We start from the raw sequence: 17,973 nt of genomic DNA on the forward strand, positions 1-17,973 counted from the left end.
TAGCGATAGGTTTTTTTCAAAAAAAAGAGAATTAGTTACTATACTAACTCTCCTCTACATACTTACTTTTTATTTGCTTTCTTCGCAATCGCAATCATTGTAGCCAAAACACCAACTGTAATAATCACAATAGCAATTACAGCAGTGGTAATAATAATTCCTGATGTTACTTCTGAAACACCCATTAGTCTACGTTCTCCTTTTGTGCCTGACCTATTTATCTACATCAGCATAGTGGTCGGTTTATTCCTATTATATACGAACTTGTAAAGCGACGAAATATGTGACACATAATTGACATACTGTTTATATGTTTTCTTTTAATTCTACGTTTTATTTAAGAAAATACGGGAATAATTCAAACATATATAAGAAATACTCTTTATTTCTTTAAAGAAGTATTGTAATATAAATGTAACAATTGTAATATTAACAGCATGAATGTTACATATATTTCAATGAATGAGTAGGAGGGAAATGGAAATGAAAAAAATTGGAATAATCTTAGCATCACTTGCTCTTTTCTTTTCACTAAGCACAGGAGTTACAGCTCAAGCAGCATCACAAAATCTATCAACGACTAATGCGGTAAAAATTGCAGCAAACGCAAGCAACCATTTCTGGAATGCACTTCATGGATCTAAAGGTAATCTATGTACTCAAAAAACATTTAATTATAAAGGCACTCAGTACTCATATCTTTGTCAAGATTTTAATACAAAAGGCAAACTAGTAAGCTACTTATCTGAAACTTTTACAAACAGTGCTATTCAAAAAGGATTAACAAATTATCGCTACATCACATATAACGGAAAGCTTGCTCGTCCTGTCGGTGACGGATTCAGCATGCTAGAGTGGAACAAAGCAAAAGCAAAACTAACTTATCAGCGTGCCGATGTTCGCTCTTATCAATTTACGGTTCCAACAGTTGACGGAGGAAGTGTAAAACGCACCGTTACATTTTATAAATCTGGTTCACAGTGGAAAGTGAATAAGTTTGATGCTGTACTATAAGCAATATAAAAAACAAGGTCTTCTCAGGCCTTGTTTTTTTATGTTCTCTCTTCCGCTCTTTATTAAAGAAGTTTCACTTTATTTTCACCAACTCCCCTTATAGTATGGAGACACACTACTACTTATTCGATACATTGTCATCGGAGGATTTTATATGAACATACTACAAAAAAGAACGGCTTTTATCGTAATGGCTGCTTTTCTTTTAGCATTTGTTTTCAGTATCGTTTCACTATCACACTACAAAGGAGAAGAACATTTATTTTCGATTCAAGAAAGTCATCAGTTAAAAAAGATTACTAATGGTATATCTGCTCCTGATAATAATTCGAGGGATCATCGTCTTCCTTCAGGAAACGGTCCCGCTTCATCTAGCAATTCCGAAGAACACGTAACGCCTTTTCATAATCTATCTATGGATAACGGTCCCGGAAGTCAAGGAGCTAATAAAGACTATGAAACGCCGCTAGCTCTTTATACGGTGGGCTTTTTTATAGCAGCAGCTTTCGTTTACGGATTATTAAAGAAAAAGAAATGGCATCATTCGATAGAGCATTCTCGCGTTATTTTATGGTCATTACTTGGCACTGGACTATTTATCCGGATTGCGCTGATTCCGTGGGTAGGCTCTCATATGGATGCATCTCTTTTCAAAAACTGGGCATCGGTTGCGGCTAATCATTTTTCAAATTTCTACGCTAAAAGCGGAAGCGATTATCCGCCGTTTTATATTTATATCTTGTTTATAGTTGGGAAAGTTGGCAGTTTACCGGATTTTCAGCAGTATTTTTCGCTGTTGATTAAAATCCCGCCTATTTTAGCAGATGTCGTCACATCTTATTTACTCTATCGTTTAGCTCGTAAATACTTGGCACCTTCTTTTGCATATCTGTTAGCAATTGGGTATTTATTTAATCCGGCCATTTTAGTTAATTCAACGTTTTGGGGACAAGTCGATTCATTTTTCACTTTGTTTATTGTCCTAGCGATTGTAATGATTACGGAAAAAAGAATTTACGCGTCGGCCGTTATTTTTACAGCAGCGGTCTTAATGAAGCCGCAGGCGATTATTATCCTGCCTATTTTGTTTTTCGAACTCATTCGCCTAAAGCAAGTGAAACATTTCTTCGGCATTGCTTTAACGGCGGCTTTTACTGCCGCAGCGATTTTATTGCCTTTTTCAATTGGAAAAAGTCCAACGTGGATTATTGATTTATTTTCATCAACCATTGGAGAATATCCGTATGCCTCTGTTAACGCCTATAACTTCTTTAGTTTAATAGGCGCAAACTATAAAGACAGCTCTGCAACGCTGCTGTTTTTCAGCTATCACACGTGGGGACTTATTTTCATCGTCATGACAACTGTTTTTTCATGGCTTATTTATATAAAAGGGCGCAGCTTTAAATACGCCGCTCTTGCAGCGCTTATTCAAATTTCCGGGGTATTTACGTTTTCTTCAAGCATGCATGAACGCTACTTATTTCCAGCAGCAGCTCTTGCTTTGCTCGCTTATATTTATTTAGAAGACAAAAACTTGCTTTACTTATCCCTTGGATTTAGCATCAGTATTTTTATGAACACTTTTTTTGTTTTATACGGTGACAGCAGCATGCAAAACAGCACGTCCTATCCGTTTTCTATGTTTGCTACGTCTATGCTGAACGTTTTGCTTGTTGTTTATTTATTAAAAGTTGCTTGGAATTTAGTCCAAAAAAGTACGGTTTTAAAAACCGCATAATACAAAAAGCTCAGTGAGTATGATTGATCACTGAGCTTTTTTACATAACAAGCGACATGCCTGGCGCGTCTTCTTCTCTTTCTTGAAACCCTAATTTTTTATAAAAATGATGCTTTCCTTTTGCTGCAAACAGCTGAATCGATTCAATTCCGCTTTCTTGGCACTTCGTCAACAGTTCTTGAATAATTTGCTTTCCAAGCCCTTTGTTTTGGTATGTGGGATCCACCATCACGTCGCAAATAAGCGCTTGGTAAATTCCGTCTGAAATCATACGACCGAATGCAATTAATCGTTCATTATCATAAATACCGACTCTAAACCAGCTGTTGGCCGCGGCTTCAAACAGCTGTTCTTTTGTATAATTGCCTTTTTTATTTTTATGTAATCCGCTCGCTTCATGCAAAGCAGCAAACTGCTCAAATGGCGGAATCTCTTTTTTTATTACTAAAGACACATTCATTCTCCTCTCAATACCGTTTCTCCTTATATTATATTTATACATCAAAAAGAATAATAATTCAACATTTTTATCTAGTTATCATGTTACCCTTTCTCCAAATAAAAAAACTGCCAAACGGCAGTTTTTTAGGCTTGTATTGATTTTTTTCGTTTTTTAAGATCAATTCCTGCAATGATAAGCAAAATGACTCCAATAGCAATCATGATTTTACTCACTGTTTCTAACCACGTCGGTGCGCTTCCAGCAAGTAAAATGGCAAATCCAATGATATAAATCGGAAACCCCGCGAGAGCCCAAGGGGATTTTATCTTCGCTTTCTTCATATGTACAATCTCCTCTTTCTTTACAGATTCTATGTAGGCTGTATATGATGAGTTTATCAGAAAAAATTGGAAACAACAAAGGAGACGAACGCATGCATACGCTGCCTCAAACGTTTTGTGATACCGTTACTCACCTTCACTCTCATAAAGGCCAAAAGTGGCTCACTGATTTTCCTCAGCTGATTCGCTACTGTCAACAGCGCTGGCGTATCAACATTCACAGCCACTTTCCTCTTTCTTATCACTTTGTTGCTCCTGCGCGTAAAGCAGATGGAAGCGAACTAGTTGTCAAATTTTTTGTAGAGCCTTCAGAGTTGCTTCATGAGCAAGAAACACTGACAGCACTAGCTGGTGAGAACACGGTAAAAATAGTAAACAGCGATGCTGAAAAAGGCATTTTACTGCTCGAAAAGCTATCTCCCGGATACTCGCTTTCCTCTTTATCAACTAAAGACGAAGCTGCGTTAATCGCTGCTCGGCTCATGAAATCTCTATGGCGCATGCCGCACTCAGACTCCACTATCGAAACAGCTGTTAAAAGAGAGAAACACCTTCAAAAATATGTAGAAGCGTATCCAAACGGTATTGATTTTCTTTCTTCTGAAACGCTTCAACACGCACTAGCCATTTTCTCTGAATTAAACCGCACTTCTCAGCAGCTTTTTCTGCTTCACGGCGACTTGCATCATGATAACATCTTACAGTCTGGTGAGGCGTGGAAAATAATCGATCCAAAAGGGTTAATCGGGGAAAAAGAGTACGAAATCATTCCTTTTCTTTTAAATCATCTGCCTAAGACAAACGTGGCAGAGGTGGTTGACCATCGAATCAATATATTTGTAAAAGAACTGAACGTAAGCAAAAAACGAATCTTACTGTGGGGATACGCTCATTCTGTATTAGCGACGTGCTGGTTAATAGAAGACCGCCACCAAGACGCTGCTTCTTTTTTACGTGCCATAGAAGCATTTCAGCACTTATATGAGCACTATTATGGGCATAAAAAATAAGAGCCGAATTTCGGCTCTTATTTTTTGCATTTCTCTGCTACAAGCTCATATGATTTTAATCGGTCAGCCGGATCGTGCGTAATGGTAACAAGCATTAGTTCATCCGCTCCGTAGCGTGCTTGAACTTCTTGAAGACGGACGTGTACTTCTTCTGGATTTCCGATAATCATGGCTTCTTTCATCTTCTTCATTTTTTTCTCTTCTTCTTCCGTAAGCGGATAGCTAGCCGCTTCTTCAATAGAAGGTACACCTTTTGCTTCCATTTTATCCTGCTGAATTTTCCATACAAGTGAGCTCGTTGCGATGCGATGCGCTTGCTCGGTTGTTTCAGCGCAAATGACCGATACAGTGATAATCGCATAAGGCTGATCTCCGTTTCGTCTCGGCTGAAATGCCTGCTTGTACCCATTAATAATAGCTGAACCGTCTTGTTCACTCATAAACTGTCCAAACGTATAAGCCATTCCGTTTCTAGCGGCGAGCTCGGCACTTTTTTTACTTGTGCCAAGCAGCCAAGGTTCGGGAGAGACAGGCGGCAGCGGCGAAGCTGAAAGCTTTGCATACTCATGTTCAGCCGGAAATTTATCGTCTAAAAACTGCAAAAGCTCTTCAACAAGTTCAGGCATTTTAAATACTTGCTGTAAAAAATTATCCGACAGCGCATTTGCTGCTTCAGCCGATCCTCCCGGCGCGCGCCCAATTCCTAAATCAATGCGCCCCGGAAACAGCGTTGCCAGCATGTTATAAGTTTCCGCTACTTTATACGGTTTGTAGTGAGGCAGCAGCACCGCTCCCGATCCAATTCGAATAGTGTTTGTCTGTGCGCCGATATAGCCAAGCATCACTTCAGGAGCCGAACAGGCAAGTCCAGACAAATCATGATGCTCTGCAATCCAGTAGCGCTCATAGCCAAGCTTGTCGCCAGCCTTGGCTAGCTGCATTGATGCTTCTAACGCTTCAGCTGGCGTCTGATGGGATGAAACGGGAGATTGGTCGAGTATACTTACTTTCATCACGCATCTGCTCCTTATTCGTTCACTTCAATTAAACTTAATGAAAAATCCCCTACCTGTCCTTTTTCATATAAATTTGTAAAAGACGTGGAGTACTGATGAATCGTTCCTTGGAAATCTAGATCTTCTTCGGGCACGTTTACATGAAAAGTACCTTTATATAACAGTGTAGTAATATCATGATATTCCTCACTTGTCACTTTAAAATCAACTGAAATTTTTGTTTTGCCTTTTACAATCTCTTGTTCGTAGCTGTAAATTTGAATAGGCGTATCATTTAATACAATTTCTTGTACCACGTTAAATCGTCTCCTTTTTTAGTGCGTATGAAAAATAATAGCACTTGAGGAAGCCATGAGCAAATAAAAGAGCTTCTTTTTGCTCATGCAAAAAAAGCATGGCTTTCTGCCATGCTTTTAGTTCAAAAACGATCTTATACGCGCTTTGTACGCGTGCGTTTGAATACGAAATAAAGAACAATAATAACAAATGCCGCAACCACAAACGGAAGCGTATATTTGCTTGCTACGTCTTCAATGTTCGCCCAGTTCTCGCCCAGCTTTCCGCCTAAGTAAATAAATAAAATCGACCAAGGAATCATCGCTAACACGGTTAAAAAAGTAAATTTCCAAAACGACATTTTAGCAATACCTGCAGGGATCGAAATCGCATGTCGAACAACCGGTACAAAACGCGCGGAAAAAACAACACCTGCGCCGTATTTATTAAACCAGTTTTCCGCAAGATCAATATGCTTATCATGAATGAATAAGTACTTGCCGTATTTTTGAAGAAACGGACGTCCTCCGTAGGCCCCAATCCAATATAAAAACCACTGTGCAATCGTTCCGCCAATAATTCCGGCAATGACTGCTCCAGGAAAACTAATCATACCTTGAGAAATCATATACCCTCCGTAGGCTAGTACAATTTCACTTGGAATGATTTCAATCATTAAGCCGAGCGCAATACCTAAATAGCCAAGGCTCGTTAGAAAATCCAAAATACTCGTAATAAATGAACTCACCTTTAATCACCTTACTCATTCTTTAATAATTTTACACTACTACTATATTCCAACCATCAGTATAAAAGGAAACTATGAACTCATTATGAACAGCTTACTTCCCTGCTGATTGCCGGTACCTTTTCCGCAGCTCATGCGTATGCAGATCTGCTAGGCGGACCGGAACCGGAAGCTTACTTTCTCTTAAAATAAAATGCATCATGAGCTGATACGACATGTCCAAATCAATATAGTTTCCGCATGACAGAAAAATAGGCTTTACTCCTTTTACTGTCCTTACTACTCTACCATAAACTTCGCCATCAATCACAATATCTTTATAAGCGCCTGCTGTATCGTCAGGCATAACGTAATCATGTCCATTGATTTTTAGATAGCTTTTCCCAATTCCAACGGTAGGTTTATTGAGAAAAAACGAAGCATGTGTGGCTACTCCCATGTGCTCATAGTGCAAATATCCGTTGCCATCAAATAAAAACACGTCGGGCTCTACTTGAAGTTTTTTAGCCGCTTCAAGAATTAAAGGAAGCTCTCGAAAAGCTAGAAACCCCGGAAGATAAGGAACGGTTACTTCTCCTACACTGTGCACTTTTTCCACAACGTTTTTCGTTTGATAATCAACCACTACAATGCTGCACGCTCCGTAAGATACGCCGTTTTCTTCCCAATACGCAACATCAACACCAGCACAGTTATGTATATGCGCCATTTTGACGCGTGATGTTAAATCAATTTGTGCTTTTAGCTCTTGCTGAAGCGTCCGGCACTCCTCTTTTGTTTGCATCGTAAACGTATGTATGTACTGAATATCCATGTTCCATTCCTTTCATTGACTGACTCACCTATTATACAACTATTTTCTAAGAAATTCCTATTCTTTTTTTACACCTTTTATTATAGCGCTGTTTCCTTAATATTTACTTAAAATCACTATTCTTTTACGCATTTTTTGTAAACATCACCATGAAAAAGTCCCTATTTTTCTTTACGAAATGTCAACGCTTTCTACATACTTTCTCTATATCAGCATCACATTTTTTCGTTATGCTATTTCTATACCAACGCATAGGAGAGAAACGTGATGAAAAAATATTTAGCTGGTCTAAGCGCAGTCGCCTTGTTATGCTGTACAATCGCCTCTTCTGCTTCCGCACGCACGGAAGAAAAACTTACGAACATCGCGCACCGAGGGGCCTCTGCTTACGCACCTGAAAATACAATGGCTGCTTTTCATCAAGCGCTAGAAATGAATGCGGATTACATTGAACTCGACGTGCAGCAAAGCAAAGACGGTGTACTCGTTATTATGCATGACCGTACCGTAGACCGAACAACAAACGGAAGCGGCCACATTCGGCAGTTAACGTACGCTGAGCTTCAGCGCTTGGATGCAGGAAGCTGGAAAGATGATTCTTTTGCAAATGAAAAAATCCCAGCTCTTTCACAAGTGTTAGATGAATTTCAAGGGAAAATCGGTATATTGATAGAGTTAAAAGCCCCGGAACTTTATCCTGGAATTGAAAGAAAAGTAGCTTTTGAAATCAACAAGCGACAGCTCGATCACGTCATCATTCAATCTTTTAACGTTTCATCCATGAAAAAAATGCATGAGCTTCTCCCAAACGTTCCTATAGGCATACTAACTTCTTCAGAGCGAGATGCAAATCCAAACTCAATCCAGCAATTCGCCACCTTTGCCACTTACTTTAACCCGTCTTATGATATATTAACGCCTGCTCTCATCCACCAAGTCCATTCTGCCGGAATGAAAATATCACCGTGGTCTGGAAACAAGCGGCTTCCGGCTTCATTTTTGTGGAAAACAAAAAGCGACGGAGTGATTACGAATTATCCGGATGAAGTGAATTGGGTGCAAACATCAACAAAAATAGGGAAGACCATTCACGCAAGCTCCGCGAGTCACACTGCTCGCTTAGTTGGCGTGAAAAAATAATAGCAGCTTTCTTTAATAAAGAGCTCTTATAACCCTTCTCTTCTGTATAACTCTGACTTTCGATTATTCAAATAGTTCAAAATTTCCTTTGAACTTGCCGAAGATGATAGGTCTATGTCAACAATCGCAAGGTCCTCATTATTAAGAGATTTAAACACACAGTGCCCATTAGGATTAATAACTTCACTTTCACCAAAATAGACATAGTCGTCTTCTAATCCAACTTTATTAGCAGCTGCAATAAAAATATGATTTTCTAAAGCTCTTGACCTCAAATAAATGTGCTGATGATGCTCGTAAGGAATCATGTTCGCACAAAGAACAAAGACAACTTCAGCTCCTTTTAACGCTAGAATTCGCGCCACTTCAGGGAATTCCATATCATATGTAATCATTACTCCAAACTTTCCTTGAGGTGTATCAAAGACCGGTATACTATCTCCAGAAGTAAAATATGAATTTTCATGATCAAAAAGGTGAATTTTACGATAAGTTCCTACTATCTCACCTTCCTTATTAATAAATACAGCGGAATTATATATTTTAAAGTGATGCCTTTCTGGAAAACCAAGAATAACTCCTATTTGTAATTCTTTCGCATACTTTTTTACTTTCGTGATTAATTCTCCTTCTACTGATTCAGCTAATTCCTCCACTTGTTCATTTAACAAAAAACCAGTCAAAAATAATTCAGGGAATAACACAAAATCCGCACCTTGATCTTTAGCCGCTTCCATCGTTCCAAAAACTCTCTTTAAATTTTTATTTTTATCATGCAAATTGCTTCTAAGCTGGGCTAATGCAATTTTTAATAGACGCATCCCTTCACCTCTTTAAAAACCTTCTTTTTTGTATACTTTTAACTTTTTTGAAATAGTAGACTGGTCAACCTGCAATACTTCTGCTACTTTGTAAGTACTTTTGTATTCACTGTAAGCTTTTAAGATTAATTCTTTTTCTACTTGTCTTTTAGCTTCTTTCAAAGATATTGGTGCTTTAGGAGAAAATGACCAAACGTTTTCACGTATACTTTTTTCTTCTAGCACTTCCTTTTCAGTCATATTTGTTACGACAATTCTTTCTATCGTGTTTTCCAATTCCCTTATGTTTCCTGGCCATCTATATTGGATAAGTTCTTGTTTTACTTCATCATTAACTTCTTTTTGAAGATGATATTTTGTATTGTATTTAAACAGAAAATGATCAATTAAGATATGTATGTCCTTTTCTCGCTCTCTAAGAGGCGGTATAGTGAGCGGTACGACATTAAGCCTATAGAACAAATCTTCACGAAATAACTTTTTCTCAACAAGTTCCTGTAGATTTTTATTTGTTGCAGCAATTACTCGCACATCTACTTTCTTTTCCTCTGTACTTCCTACTTTCCGCACCGCGTTTTCTTGCAAAACACCTAGCAGCTTTGCTTGTAGGTTTAAAGGAAATTCCGCAATTTCATCTAGAAAAATTGTTCCTTTATGAGCAGCTTCAAATAAGCCGACCTTTCCTCCTTTTTTTCCGCCTGTAAAAGTTCCTTCTTCATACCCAAATAGCTCTGATTCGATTAAACTTTCTGGAATAGCACCACAATTAACAGAAATAAAAGGCTGCTTTGAACGTGTACTAGTTCTATGAATAAATTTAGCAATTTGACTTTTTCCCACTCCCGATTCACCTAGTAGAAGAACAGTAGAGCCTACATGAGCAATTGTTTTAATAATTTTACCAATTCGTTTCATAGCAGGTGATTCCATAATCAACTCATCAGTTTTATACTGATCTTCATTGGAATAAGGGTTAAACATACTTTGTGATATATTCGCTAATGTCACGATTTGATTTATGTAAGAGTTCGCTTGGACAAGGTGGAGAGTAAACAGATAGGTTCTTCCCTCATAGGTGCTTAATAACTGAGTAGAGTCACTTGGAGCAGCAGTAAAGACCTTTTTCCACTGAACTTCTTCAAATAACATATTTTCTTGAAACAACGATAAGTGACTGGTTTGTTTATTATTGATAGATACGGTATCAATACGTCCTTCATGATTTATGATGACTACTATTGATTCACAGGTACCTATTGAAGAATTCCTCATTATGCATTTCCCCCTTTCTATTATTACTAATGAAAAATCGCATCATTGATGATAAAAATCATTATCTTAGCTTTTCAAATAACTATATAAGCAGAATATGACTTATTTTCTTTTTCTCCTTATTAGTATAATGAAAAAATTCATCTTTTTAAAGGTTAAAAATCAGAATTGACTGAAAAAATACGTTGGCACACTTCTTGCTTGTATTTATAGTGAAAACTATTATGAGGAGGTATTTTACAGTGAATATTACAATTGCTCAGTTTTGTCCTGTACTAGGCAATAAAAAAGAAAACATTCGAAAAATAAATGACTGTATTAAGCAAGCTGTAAGCGAACAGGCTGACCTTATTGTCTTCCCAGAACTTTGTTTAACAGGCTATTTTATTTGGGATGATATTAAGGAGCTAGCTGAATCCGTCAGTGGTGAAAGCTTACAGCTTTTACAACAAAGCTGCAGGGATCACAGCATCCACGCCGTTATATCTTTTCCTGAAGTAACAGCTAACGGGCATTATCATATTACATCTGCTCTTATAGATGATACCGGAACTGTAATTGGTACGTATCAAAAAACACATCTTTTTGACAGGGAAGCTGAAATCTTCCGCCCAGGCAACACTTTACCTGTTTTCAAAACCAAATTTGGAACCATTGGATTAATGATTTGCTATGACCTTGAATTCCCTGAAGTGGCCCGAACTTTAAAAATAAAAGGAGCTGATTTACTCATCATCCCGCTTGCTAACATGAGCCCTTACGAACATTATCAAATAACCTATTTAAAAAGCCGCGCTATGGAAAATGAACTTCCAATTGCTCTATGCAATCGAATAGGCTCTGAAGAAGATACATTCTTTTTTGGACATAGCGCAGTCGTCAACAGGAAAGGAAAAGTTCTTTTAAAAATGGGTAGCAAGGAACAAATATCGACAGTAGCTATTTCTTTAGAGGAATCAAAAGATCAGAAGCTTAATTACCTTATGCACAGAAGAGCGGATTTGTACAAATAGATATAGGAAGATTAAAAACAATTTTTAAGGGAGGCGCAAAGATGGAAACAAAAAGAAACCAAGCAGTTCCAACTTTGAAGTTGTCACATATTGTTTTGTTTGGAATTGCTTATATGACTCCAATGATTGTATTTGGTATTTATGGCTTGTTGGCTGAAACCACCCATGGACTAGTTTCCACTGCTTATATAGTGGCTTTAGCTGCTATGCTATTTACGGCTTATAGCTACGGTAAAATGACTAAAGCTTTTCCTATTGCAGGGTCTGCTTATACTTATACAAGAAAATCTATAAATCCATATGTCGGATTTATGATTGGATGGGCTGTTTTACTAGACTATCTGTTTCTTCCTATGGTTATTTGGCTTATAGGAGCCGTTTATTTACATACAGCCTTTCCTAGTATTCCTCTTTGGACATTTGTACTAGCCTTTATTTTTATTACAACTGTCATCAATATGATTGGCTTAAAAGCGGCGGCGAACGTCAATACATTAATGATGGTTTTTCAATTGCTCGTAGTCGGTATTTTTATTTCACTAAGTATTATATACCTTATAAAAGGTTCATCACCCTTTGCGCTCTTTAGTTTTAACCCATTCTTGAACGAGCATCTTACATTTTCGTTTGTAGCTGCTGGCGCTTCCATTGCTTGTTATTCTTTTTTAGGATTTGATGCTGTTACAACTCTATCTGAAGAAACCATTAATCCTGAAAAAACAATGCCAAAAGCTATCTTTCTTATTACACTAATTGGAGGCATCATTTTTATTGGAGCTTCTTATTTTCTACAGCTTGTTCATCCTGACTATACATCTTTTAAAAATATTGATTCAGCAGCATTTGAAATTGCCGTACAAATCGGCGGCAATTTATTTAGCTCTATTTTTCTAGCTGGATTAATTATTGCTCAATTCGCATCTGGCTTATCTGCTCAAACAAGCGGAGCCCGTTTATTATTTGCAATGGGAAGAGACGGCGTACTTCCCGCTAAGATATTTGGTTATCTTCATCGAAAGTCGAAAACACCCCTATTGAATATTTTACTCATAGGAGGCATTTCATTGCTGGCCGTTAAGCTTGATGTAAGTACATCTACTTCTTTTATTAATTTTGGAGCATTTTTAACATTTATTTTTGTAAATCTATCGGTCATTTTTCACTATTACTTCACGTTAAAAAATGAAAGAAAAAATAGGTTTCTTCTGTACTTTCTTATACCAGCTATTGGGGCAGTCCTTGATTTCTATCTCTTTATTAATCTAGATAAACACGCCTTAGTGCTAGGAAGCATCTGGACTGCCATAGGACTTGTGTACTTAACTTTTCTTACAAAAGGATTTAAGCTTTCTCCTCCAGAAATGGACTTCGATGAAGAGGAAATAATGAAATCTTCCTCTCTTGTACATCAAAAAGCTGTTGAAAAGACATTATAACTTTTTTTAAAAAAAGAGATGCTATTTACAGCATCTCTTTCTCATGTCAGTCTTGACTACTCGAATTTCTTCCTCCACTAAAAATATCTTCATCGTTTTCATTTAATACTGCCTTCACTTTATCTCTTTCAAAAATCACCATATATTCATATGGTAAAGCTAAAACTTGAATAAGTGATGGACGAATCTTTAATAATTGATAAGCATAAAAAGCCTCAAGTTCTTCTGTATCATCTTCTTCATTTACCGGTCCTATGTACCAGCCAGAACCTCCTCGTTCAGCTCCACCGCTTCTTTGTAAGTAAATACTATCTACTTCTAGTATATTTTTAGCTACCACAACTTTATCACTAAAGCTCACATCTTCACCATTTCCCATGTTTAACTTGCGCAAAAAGTGAACTTGTTCCAACTGCACCCATAGAGCAAGCGTTAGATCTTCTGTATAATCCTCAAAGGGATTCCGTGAATAGTCCGGTGAAAGAATGTAGTACTCTTCACCTTTTATAGAAACAATAAAGTTTGACCATCCTATTTGTATCGAAAAACCGTCAGTCCATTTTTCTCTTTTTATCGTTTCAAAGATATTAAACAGGCTCTCAACCTGCATTTTTAATTCATGTTCTACTTGAACTACGACTACTTTATTACCTATATTTTTAATGAATTTCTCCAATTATTCTACCCTTTCTTTTTTCACTGATTTTGTTGCCAAACATATTGCGTTTGGACAGTACGTAAGGTTTCTTTCTATAGCTTATACCCATAAAAATACTTTTGTCCTTTTTCCCAGTCTTTAATGGAAAGGCTATCGATATACTCAATAATCTTTTTATAATTGCTTGCATTCATAATTGTGCTGTAATCTCCAGGCACTTTTTCACCAGTCAAAATGGATAATAAAGATGGAATCAATTCCATTTTTAATGTTTCTTCGTTATTTGCTGCAATCATCGCTCTTTGGACTAATTTTTTTGCTAAGTCTCCGGGAAAAGCTAAATTTTGTTGAAAGTAATAACTTTCTGTATCATTCTCATTGCAATACTCAAAATAAAAGTTGCCTATTTCGTCGACAGTCGCCTCTTCTCCAATTTTTTCTTCATAGTCAAGGAAAAAATCAAGCGAATCCTTTATGATGATAGCCGTATCGTCAATTTCATCCCAATCTTCAAGTAAAGCCAATAAGTAAGGAATTACTTCAAGAGAAAGTGATGTTATCGATGCTGATGCAAACGTATTGAATGTTTCTTCAGTACCTTTACTCAGAAATCGCAGATTGTTTAAATCTCTTAAGTCGTCATGTGTTGCGATAGCTAAAAATATCCTTGTACATAAATTCAAAATCGCTTCATCTTTAGTCCCGTTCATTAATTGAATTAATAGCGGTTTTTGAGTAAAATCCCCTATTTTATATAACTCTATTAAATTAAATAAAATTTCGCTTTCTGTATGAGCTTTCAATATATGTTCTTTCATTTCAGCTTGAGATAAAGTTGTTTTTTCGCCAAACCATATACTATTCATAAGGTTTCTTGTCTTTTCCATCATTACACCTGCTTTCGTTAAGTAAATTATCTATTTCAACTTTCCCTTTAAATATTCAGAAATTTCTGTTTGTCCTCTTTCAAGCGAAAACGTGTAAGCATCCATCTCCTTCATGTTTTCACCAGAGTATTTAATCGATATATTGATATAATTTTCAACTAACAGTTTAACCATCTCAAAATGACCACTATATATGGCAGCAAACAGCGGATTTCTATCTGGTTCACTGATATCAATTTCAACATTGTGGTTAATAAGGTACTTAGCAATATCTACATAACCTTTTGCAGCTGCTCTTTCTAAGGCATTGGTAGAAAACGTCCCTCCTTGTGCACTAACATCTATTCCAGCATGAATAAGGTATTGTACGATTTCTAAATGACCATGAGCTGTTGCTACATGTAGCCATGTGCCAAAAGGTGTTATCCATGTTAACATTTCTGGCTCTTTCTCAAGTAAGTCTCTTACCTTATTTAATTGACCATTTTTTATAGCACCTCTAATAGCTTTTGTCATTTGAGTTGTTTCCATTTTTCGTTTCTCCTCTAATTTTCTACCTTATAAAATCTTCCCCAATATACTTCAGCACTTCCATTATATCGTCTATACCTATGTCTGGTGTGACGCGCTGTAGTGTGGAGAGCTTGTTATCTATAGCAATTGTTAATTTTCTTTCCTACTCGATTCATTACTCATTTATGTACTTCTACTAGTCTTCAATACTATAATTTTGTTTGATTTTATGTAAAAGAGCCATCACTTTCTTTATCATGTGCATGCTCCTCAATATATACCTGACAAACTTTTTTCAAATAATTTAAAAACGTTTCATAATCAACAATAACACTTTTGTCAGTGTCACCCGTACCGTCTAGAAATTCAATACCGTTTTCAACATAGCCCTCTTCCCACGGCTCTAAGTCGTCTGAAAATGTACAAATGTAGTACTCATTTCCATAACCAATTCCCTCTGAAAAATAGTGTAATACTTTTAAAAATTCTTTATCTGTCAAAACGCTATAAAAACTTATCATGGGAGACAACGTACAATCTATATCATGAAATACTTCTACGATTTTCTTCATTCGTATCCCTCCTTCTATAATCGATTGGATAAAAATTTAATATTTCCTCACTAGCTTAATCTCTATACCCAGTATAACTTAATACACTTCTCGCTCTGCTGTTTATGATATCATTACGATTAGCTTGAGGTATCTCACTAATTTCTTTGTATACAAAAACACACTGCTTTTCATTCAGAAAGTCAGTGTGTTTCATTGTAATCTTACTAATCACTCCTCAAACCCTATGACTAACCACTCATCCATAACATCCCAAAAGTTAACACCGTAGTCTGGCTGATCATTTGTAAACCAAAGTGTAGCATTACCATTACTGCAGTTTTCCAAATCGACAGCTACATAACCTCCCATTCCACTTTCAAAGAAACTAAATGTTGTAGTCAAATTAATCTCTAATGGTTGTTCTAGATCATCAATAATTCCCCATTCATCGTCATCGAAGAATGTAACATGATTTAATGATACTAACCCCATTGCTCTGCTTGAAAAATAATAAAAGCCGTTATGTAGATTCTCATAGAAACTTCTCAATTTTCCAGGTACATCTTGCCAAACATTTCTTAAAGCAGGATTCTTTATATTACTAGTAGGTAAGCCACCTTCATAATACATACAATCACCTTGAGAATCCTTTATACTATACAAAATTGCATATCTACCATTATCTAAGATTAATTCAACATCCAACAAATTTTCTGACAGATATAGTATGGTGTTGCTCAACTCTTTACTGAAAAAACTTTCCCATATACCTAAGGTTTTTTTCACTCTAATATCCTTATCTTCTTCGCTAACAATCTCTAACCATTGATTTGGTATTTCTTCTTTTTTAATACTCTTTACTTTATTAAAAGGTACCAGTTCTACTTCTTTTCTATATTGTCTTAAAAAAGATATTTTTTCCATCCTTTATTACTCCTTATTAAATTCATTAATATGAAATACTCTCCATCATTTTCATGTTCTACGTTCACCACTGATTAATGAAGCATACCTAAAAATTCTTTAAACGTATCTGCAACATGGTAAGTGATTGGTTCAAGTTCAGCAGAATTTTCATGATCCCATACACAAACTCTAGGATTATCTCTTGAGTCTCTATAATCTAAACATACCAAATCTCCTGCAAATAAAACTCGATTGGTAATAAAATTACCAATTAAGATTTTTTGTATCAATAGTTGTGACTGTAAAACTAATTTCAAGATTCTACTTTTTCAGTCATCTTTCGCTTTAAATATTCAGCAATATCTGTCTGCCCAAACTTCCTAGCATATTCATAGGCATTCATATTTTTAATATTTTCTCCCGTGTATTTAATTGACATATCTATTCCTTTTTGTACTAAATATTTAACTACTTCTTTATGCCCCCCATAAATTGCTCCAAAAAGCGGATTTCTCTTCGCTAAGCTCACATCTAGTTCTGCTCTAGATTCTATTAAATACTTTACTATCTCTAAATTGCCAGACCCAGCTGCTAGATTTAACGCAGAAGCATCAAATGTCCCGCCTTTCGCATTAACGTCAATTCCTTTTTCAACTAAATACCGGACGATTTGAAGGTTCTCTTTTTTAACCGCTACATGTAACCACGTACCAAATACAGTCATGGTATTTAAAACCTCTATATCATCACCTATTAATTTTTTCACTACATTGATATCGCCAGTTTTAATGGCATTTCTTATCGCTTTCTTACTATAGTTTCGGTCCACTATGCAAACTCCTTCATTATCATCTACTCAAATAGGATCATTCGGAAATTCACTATCATATTTCGCAATTAATGCTTTATCATTTTCTTCACTTGGTTCTTCACCTAGATATTTACGTTTCCAAATCATCATTTGGTCACTAAAACTATACTTTGTATCAAACCAATTCGTATAATCATAGTGCAAGTTAAACTTCCCGCTACTATCTACAGACATTGTAAATGAATACCAAAGCTCTTGATGATTATTTTCAAAACTGTTTCTTAATTGATCGCTCAATTCAAACAGCTTTCTTTTACATTTTTTAAATTCTTGTTTATCCACATGATACTCAAACGGGATTTTCAAACTATACGTAAAGTTTTGTGTATTCTGAGGTGTATTATAAAAAAATAAGTGCCTCCTCCAGTTTCTGATATTTGAGCATAAAAATAAAACTTTTCCCATTCTTCTGGTATCATTTCATTCACTGTTTCAGCTATTTCTTTATGTAATTGCTTCATTTCATTTTCCACTTTTAGCAACCTCCGATACATTTGGCC

Annotated in this window: 22 protein-coding genes and 1 pseudogene; 6 read left to right on the forward strand and 17 right to left on the reverse strand. The window is 36.3% G+C overall.

Annotated features, from left to right (window positions below):
* Positions 1 to 62 precede the first annotated feature (62 nt).
* Entirely contained in the window at positions 63 to 185 is a 123-nt protein-coding gene (locus LIS78_RS31400) for a hypothetical protein (protein ID WP_013057357.1), read from the reverse strand.
* A 292-nt stretch (positions 186 to 477) separates the two neighbouring features.
* On the opposite strand from LIS78_RS31400, the gene LIS78_RS13955 reads away from it, so the two are divergent.
* Positions 478 to 1,014: a DL-endopeptidase inhibitor IseA gene (locus LIS78_RS13955; protein WP_350495067.1), complete on the forward strand. Its 537-nt coding sequence runs from the start codon at positions 478 to 480 to the stop codon at positions 1,012 to 1,014.
* A 154-nt stretch (positions 1,015 to 1,168) separates the two neighbouring features.
* Positions 1,169 to 2,755, forward strand: coding sequence for a glycosyltransferase family 39 protein (locus LIS78_RS13960; protein WP_252283818.1), 1,587 nt, complete (start codon positions 1,169 to 1,171; stop codon positions 2,753 to 2,755).
* A gap of 40 nt (positions 2,756 to 2,795) precedes the next feature.
* Here the strand turns inward: LIS78_RS13960 and LIS78_RS13965 are convergent, their stop codons facing one another.
* A complete protein-coding gene (locus tag LIS78_RS13965; protein ID WP_252283819.1) occupies positions 2,796 to 3,209 on the reverse strand; it encodes a GNAT family N-acetyltransferase in 414 nt (137 codons plus the stop codon).
* Positions 3,210 to 3,340: 131 nt separating this feature from the next.
* On the reverse strand, positions 3,341 to 3,538 hold the full coding sequence (locus LIS78_RS13970) for a hypothetical protein (RefSeq protein ID WP_209149854.1): 198 nt from the start codon (positions 3,536 to 3,538) through the stop codon (positions 3,341 to 3,343).
* Between the two features lie 47 nt (positions 3,539 to 3,585).
* Here LIS78_RS13970 and LIS78_RS13975 point away from each other — a divergent pair, with 47 nt between their 5' ends.
* Positions 3,586 to 4,548, forward strand: a complete 963-nt coding sequence (locus tag LIS78_RS13975) for an aminoglycoside phosphotransferase family protein (protein ID WP_252283820.1) — start codon at positions 3,586 to 3,588, stop codon at positions 4,546 to 4,548.
* Positions 4,549 to 4,565: 17 nt separating this feature from the next.
* Here LIS78_RS13975 and LIS78_RS13980 read toward each other — a convergent pair whose 3' ends face one another.
* The 4 genes from LIS78_RS13980 to LIS78_RS13995 form a co-directional block, all read right to left on the reverse strand.
* On the reverse strand, positions 4,566 to 5,561 hold the full coding sequence (locus LIS78_RS13980) for an LLM class flavin-dependent oxidoreductase (protein WP_252283821.1): 996 nt from the start codon (positions 5,559 to 5,561) through the stop codon (positions 4,566 to 4,568).
* Between the two features lie 14 nt (positions 5,562 to 5,575).
* Positions 5,576 to 5,860: a DUF3219 family protein gene (locus tag LIS78_RS13985; RefSeq protein WP_251393264.1), complete on the reverse strand. Its 285-nt coding sequence runs from the start codon at positions 5,858 to 5,860 to the stop codon at positions 5,576 to 5,578.
* A 134-nt stretch (positions 5,861 to 5,994) separates the two neighbouring features.
* Entirely contained in the window at positions 5,995 to 6,588 is a 594-nt protein-coding gene (gene uptA / locus LIS78_RS13990; protein ID WP_252283822.1) for an undecaprenyl phosphate transporter UptA, read from the reverse strand.
* A gap of 94 nt (positions 6,589 to 6,682) precedes the next feature.
* Entirely contained in the window at positions 6,683 to 7,402 is a 720-nt protein-coding gene (locus LIS78_RS13995; RefSeq protein ID WP_252283823.1) for an endonuclease V, read from the reverse strand.
* Between the two features lie 267 nt (positions 7,403 to 7,669).
* Between LIS78_RS13995 and LIS78_RS14000 the strand changes: the two genes are divergently transcribed.
* Positions 7,670 to 8,542 (forward strand): glycerophosphodiester phosphodiesterase, encoded by an 873-nt coding sequence (locus LIS78_RS14000; protein ID WP_252283824.1) that lies wholly within the window; start codon positions 7,670 to 7,672, stop codon positions 8,540 to 8,542.
* A gap of 26 nt (positions 8,543 to 8,568) precedes the next feature.
* On the opposite strand, the gene LIS78_RS14005 is transcribed toward LIS78_RS14000, so the two are convergent.
* Both LIS78_RS14005 and LIS78_RS14010 read right to left on the reverse strand, forming a co-directional pair.
* Entirely contained in the window at positions 8,569 to 9,363 is a 795-nt protein-coding gene (locus tag LIS78_RS14005; protein ID WP_252283825.1) for a carbon-nitrogen hydrolase family protein, read from the reverse strand.
* Positions 9,364 to 9,375: 12 nt separating this feature from the next.
* On the reverse strand, positions 9,376 to 10,635 hold the full coding sequence (locus tag LIS78_RS14010; protein WP_252283826.1) for a sigma-54 interaction domain-containing protein: 1,260 nt from the start codon (positions 10,633 to 10,635) through the stop codon (positions 9,376 to 9,378).
* A gap of 242 nt (positions 10,636 to 10,877) precedes the next feature.
* Here LIS78_RS14010 and LIS78_RS14015 point away from each other — a divergent pair, with 242 nt between their 5' ends.
* Positions 10,878 to 11,648, forward strand: a complete 771-nt coding sequence (locus tag LIS78_RS14015; RefSeq protein WP_252283827.1) for a carbon-nitrogen hydrolase family protein — start codon at positions 10,878 to 10,880, stop codon at positions 11,646 to 11,648.
* 41 nt (positions 11,649 to 11,689) lie between these two features.
* The gene (locus LIS78_RS14020) at positions 11,690 to 13,084 is read left to right on the forward strand and encodes an APC family permease (protein WP_252283828.1); all 1,395 of its coding nucleotides are present in this window, start codon (positions 11,690 to 11,692) and stop codon (positions 13,082 to 13,084) included.
* A 46-nt stretch (positions 13,085 to 13,130) separates the two neighbouring features.
* Here the strand turns inward: LIS78_RS14020 and LIS78_RS14025 are convergent, their stop codons facing one another.
* The 8 genes and pseudogenes from LIS78_RS14025 to LIS78_RS14060 form a co-directional block, all read right to left on the reverse strand.
* Complete coding sequence (locus tag LIS78_RS14025; protein ID WP_252283829.1) at positions 13,131 to 13,760, reverse strand: immunity protein Imm33 domain-containing protein; 630 nt, start codon at positions 13,758 to 13,760, stop codon at positions 13,131 to 13,133.
* Positions 13,761 to 13,834: 74 nt separating this feature from the next.
* The gene (gene imm47, locus LIS78_RS14030; protein ID WP_252283830.1) at positions 13,835 to 14,629 is read right to left on the reverse strand and encodes an Imm47 family immunity protein; all 795 of its coding nucleotides are present in this window, start codon (positions 14,627 to 14,629) and stop codon (positions 13,835 to 13,837) included.
* Between the two features lie 30 nt (positions 14,630 to 14,659).
* Entirely contained in the window at positions 14,660 to 15,160 is a 501-nt protein-coding gene (locus LIS78_RS14035; protein ID WP_252283831.1) for an ankyrin repeat domain-containing protein, read from the reverse strand.
* A gap of 209 nt (positions 15,161 to 15,369) precedes the next feature.
* Positions 15,370 to 15,714 (reverse strand): ribonuclease toxin immunity protein CdiI, encoded by a 345-nt coding sequence (gene cdiI / locus LIS78_RS14040; RefSeq protein WP_252283832.1) that lies wholly within the window; start codon positions 15,712 to 15,714, stop codon positions 15,370 to 15,372.
* A gap of 210 nt (positions 15,715 to 15,924) precedes the next feature.
* Entirely contained in the window at positions 15,925 to 16,620 is a 696-nt protein-coding gene (locus tag LIS78_RS14045) for an SMI1/KNR4 family protein (protein ID WP_252283833.1), read from the reverse strand.
* A 74-nt stretch (positions 16,621 to 16,694) separates the two neighbouring features.
* Positions 16,695 to 16,919, reverse strand: coding sequence for an SMI1/KNR4 family protein (locus LIS78_RS14050; RefSeq protein ID WP_252283834.1), 225 nt, complete (start codon positions 16,917 to 16,919; stop codon positions 16,695 to 16,697).
* Positions 16,916 to 17,431: an ankyrin repeat domain-containing protein gene (locus LIS78_RS14055; RefSeq protein WP_252283835.1), complete on the reverse strand. Its 516-nt coding sequence runs from the start codon at positions 17,429 to 17,431 to the stop codon at positions 16,916 to 16,918. The genes LIS78_RS14050 and LIS78_RS14055 overlap by 4 nt, the downstream gene beginning before the upstream one ends.
* A 27-nt stretch (positions 17,432 to 17,458) precedes the next feature.
* Positions 17,459 to 17,946: pseudogene (locus LIS78_RS14060) on the reverse strand (antitoxin YezG family protein).
* Positions 17,947 to 17,973: the final 27 nt, after the last annotated feature.

It is taken from the genome of Priestia megaterium (assembly GCF_023824195.1).
In the GTDB taxonomy this organism is placed as follows: Bacteria; Bacillota; Bacilli; order Bacillales; family Bacillaceae_H; genus Priestia; species Priestia megaterium_D.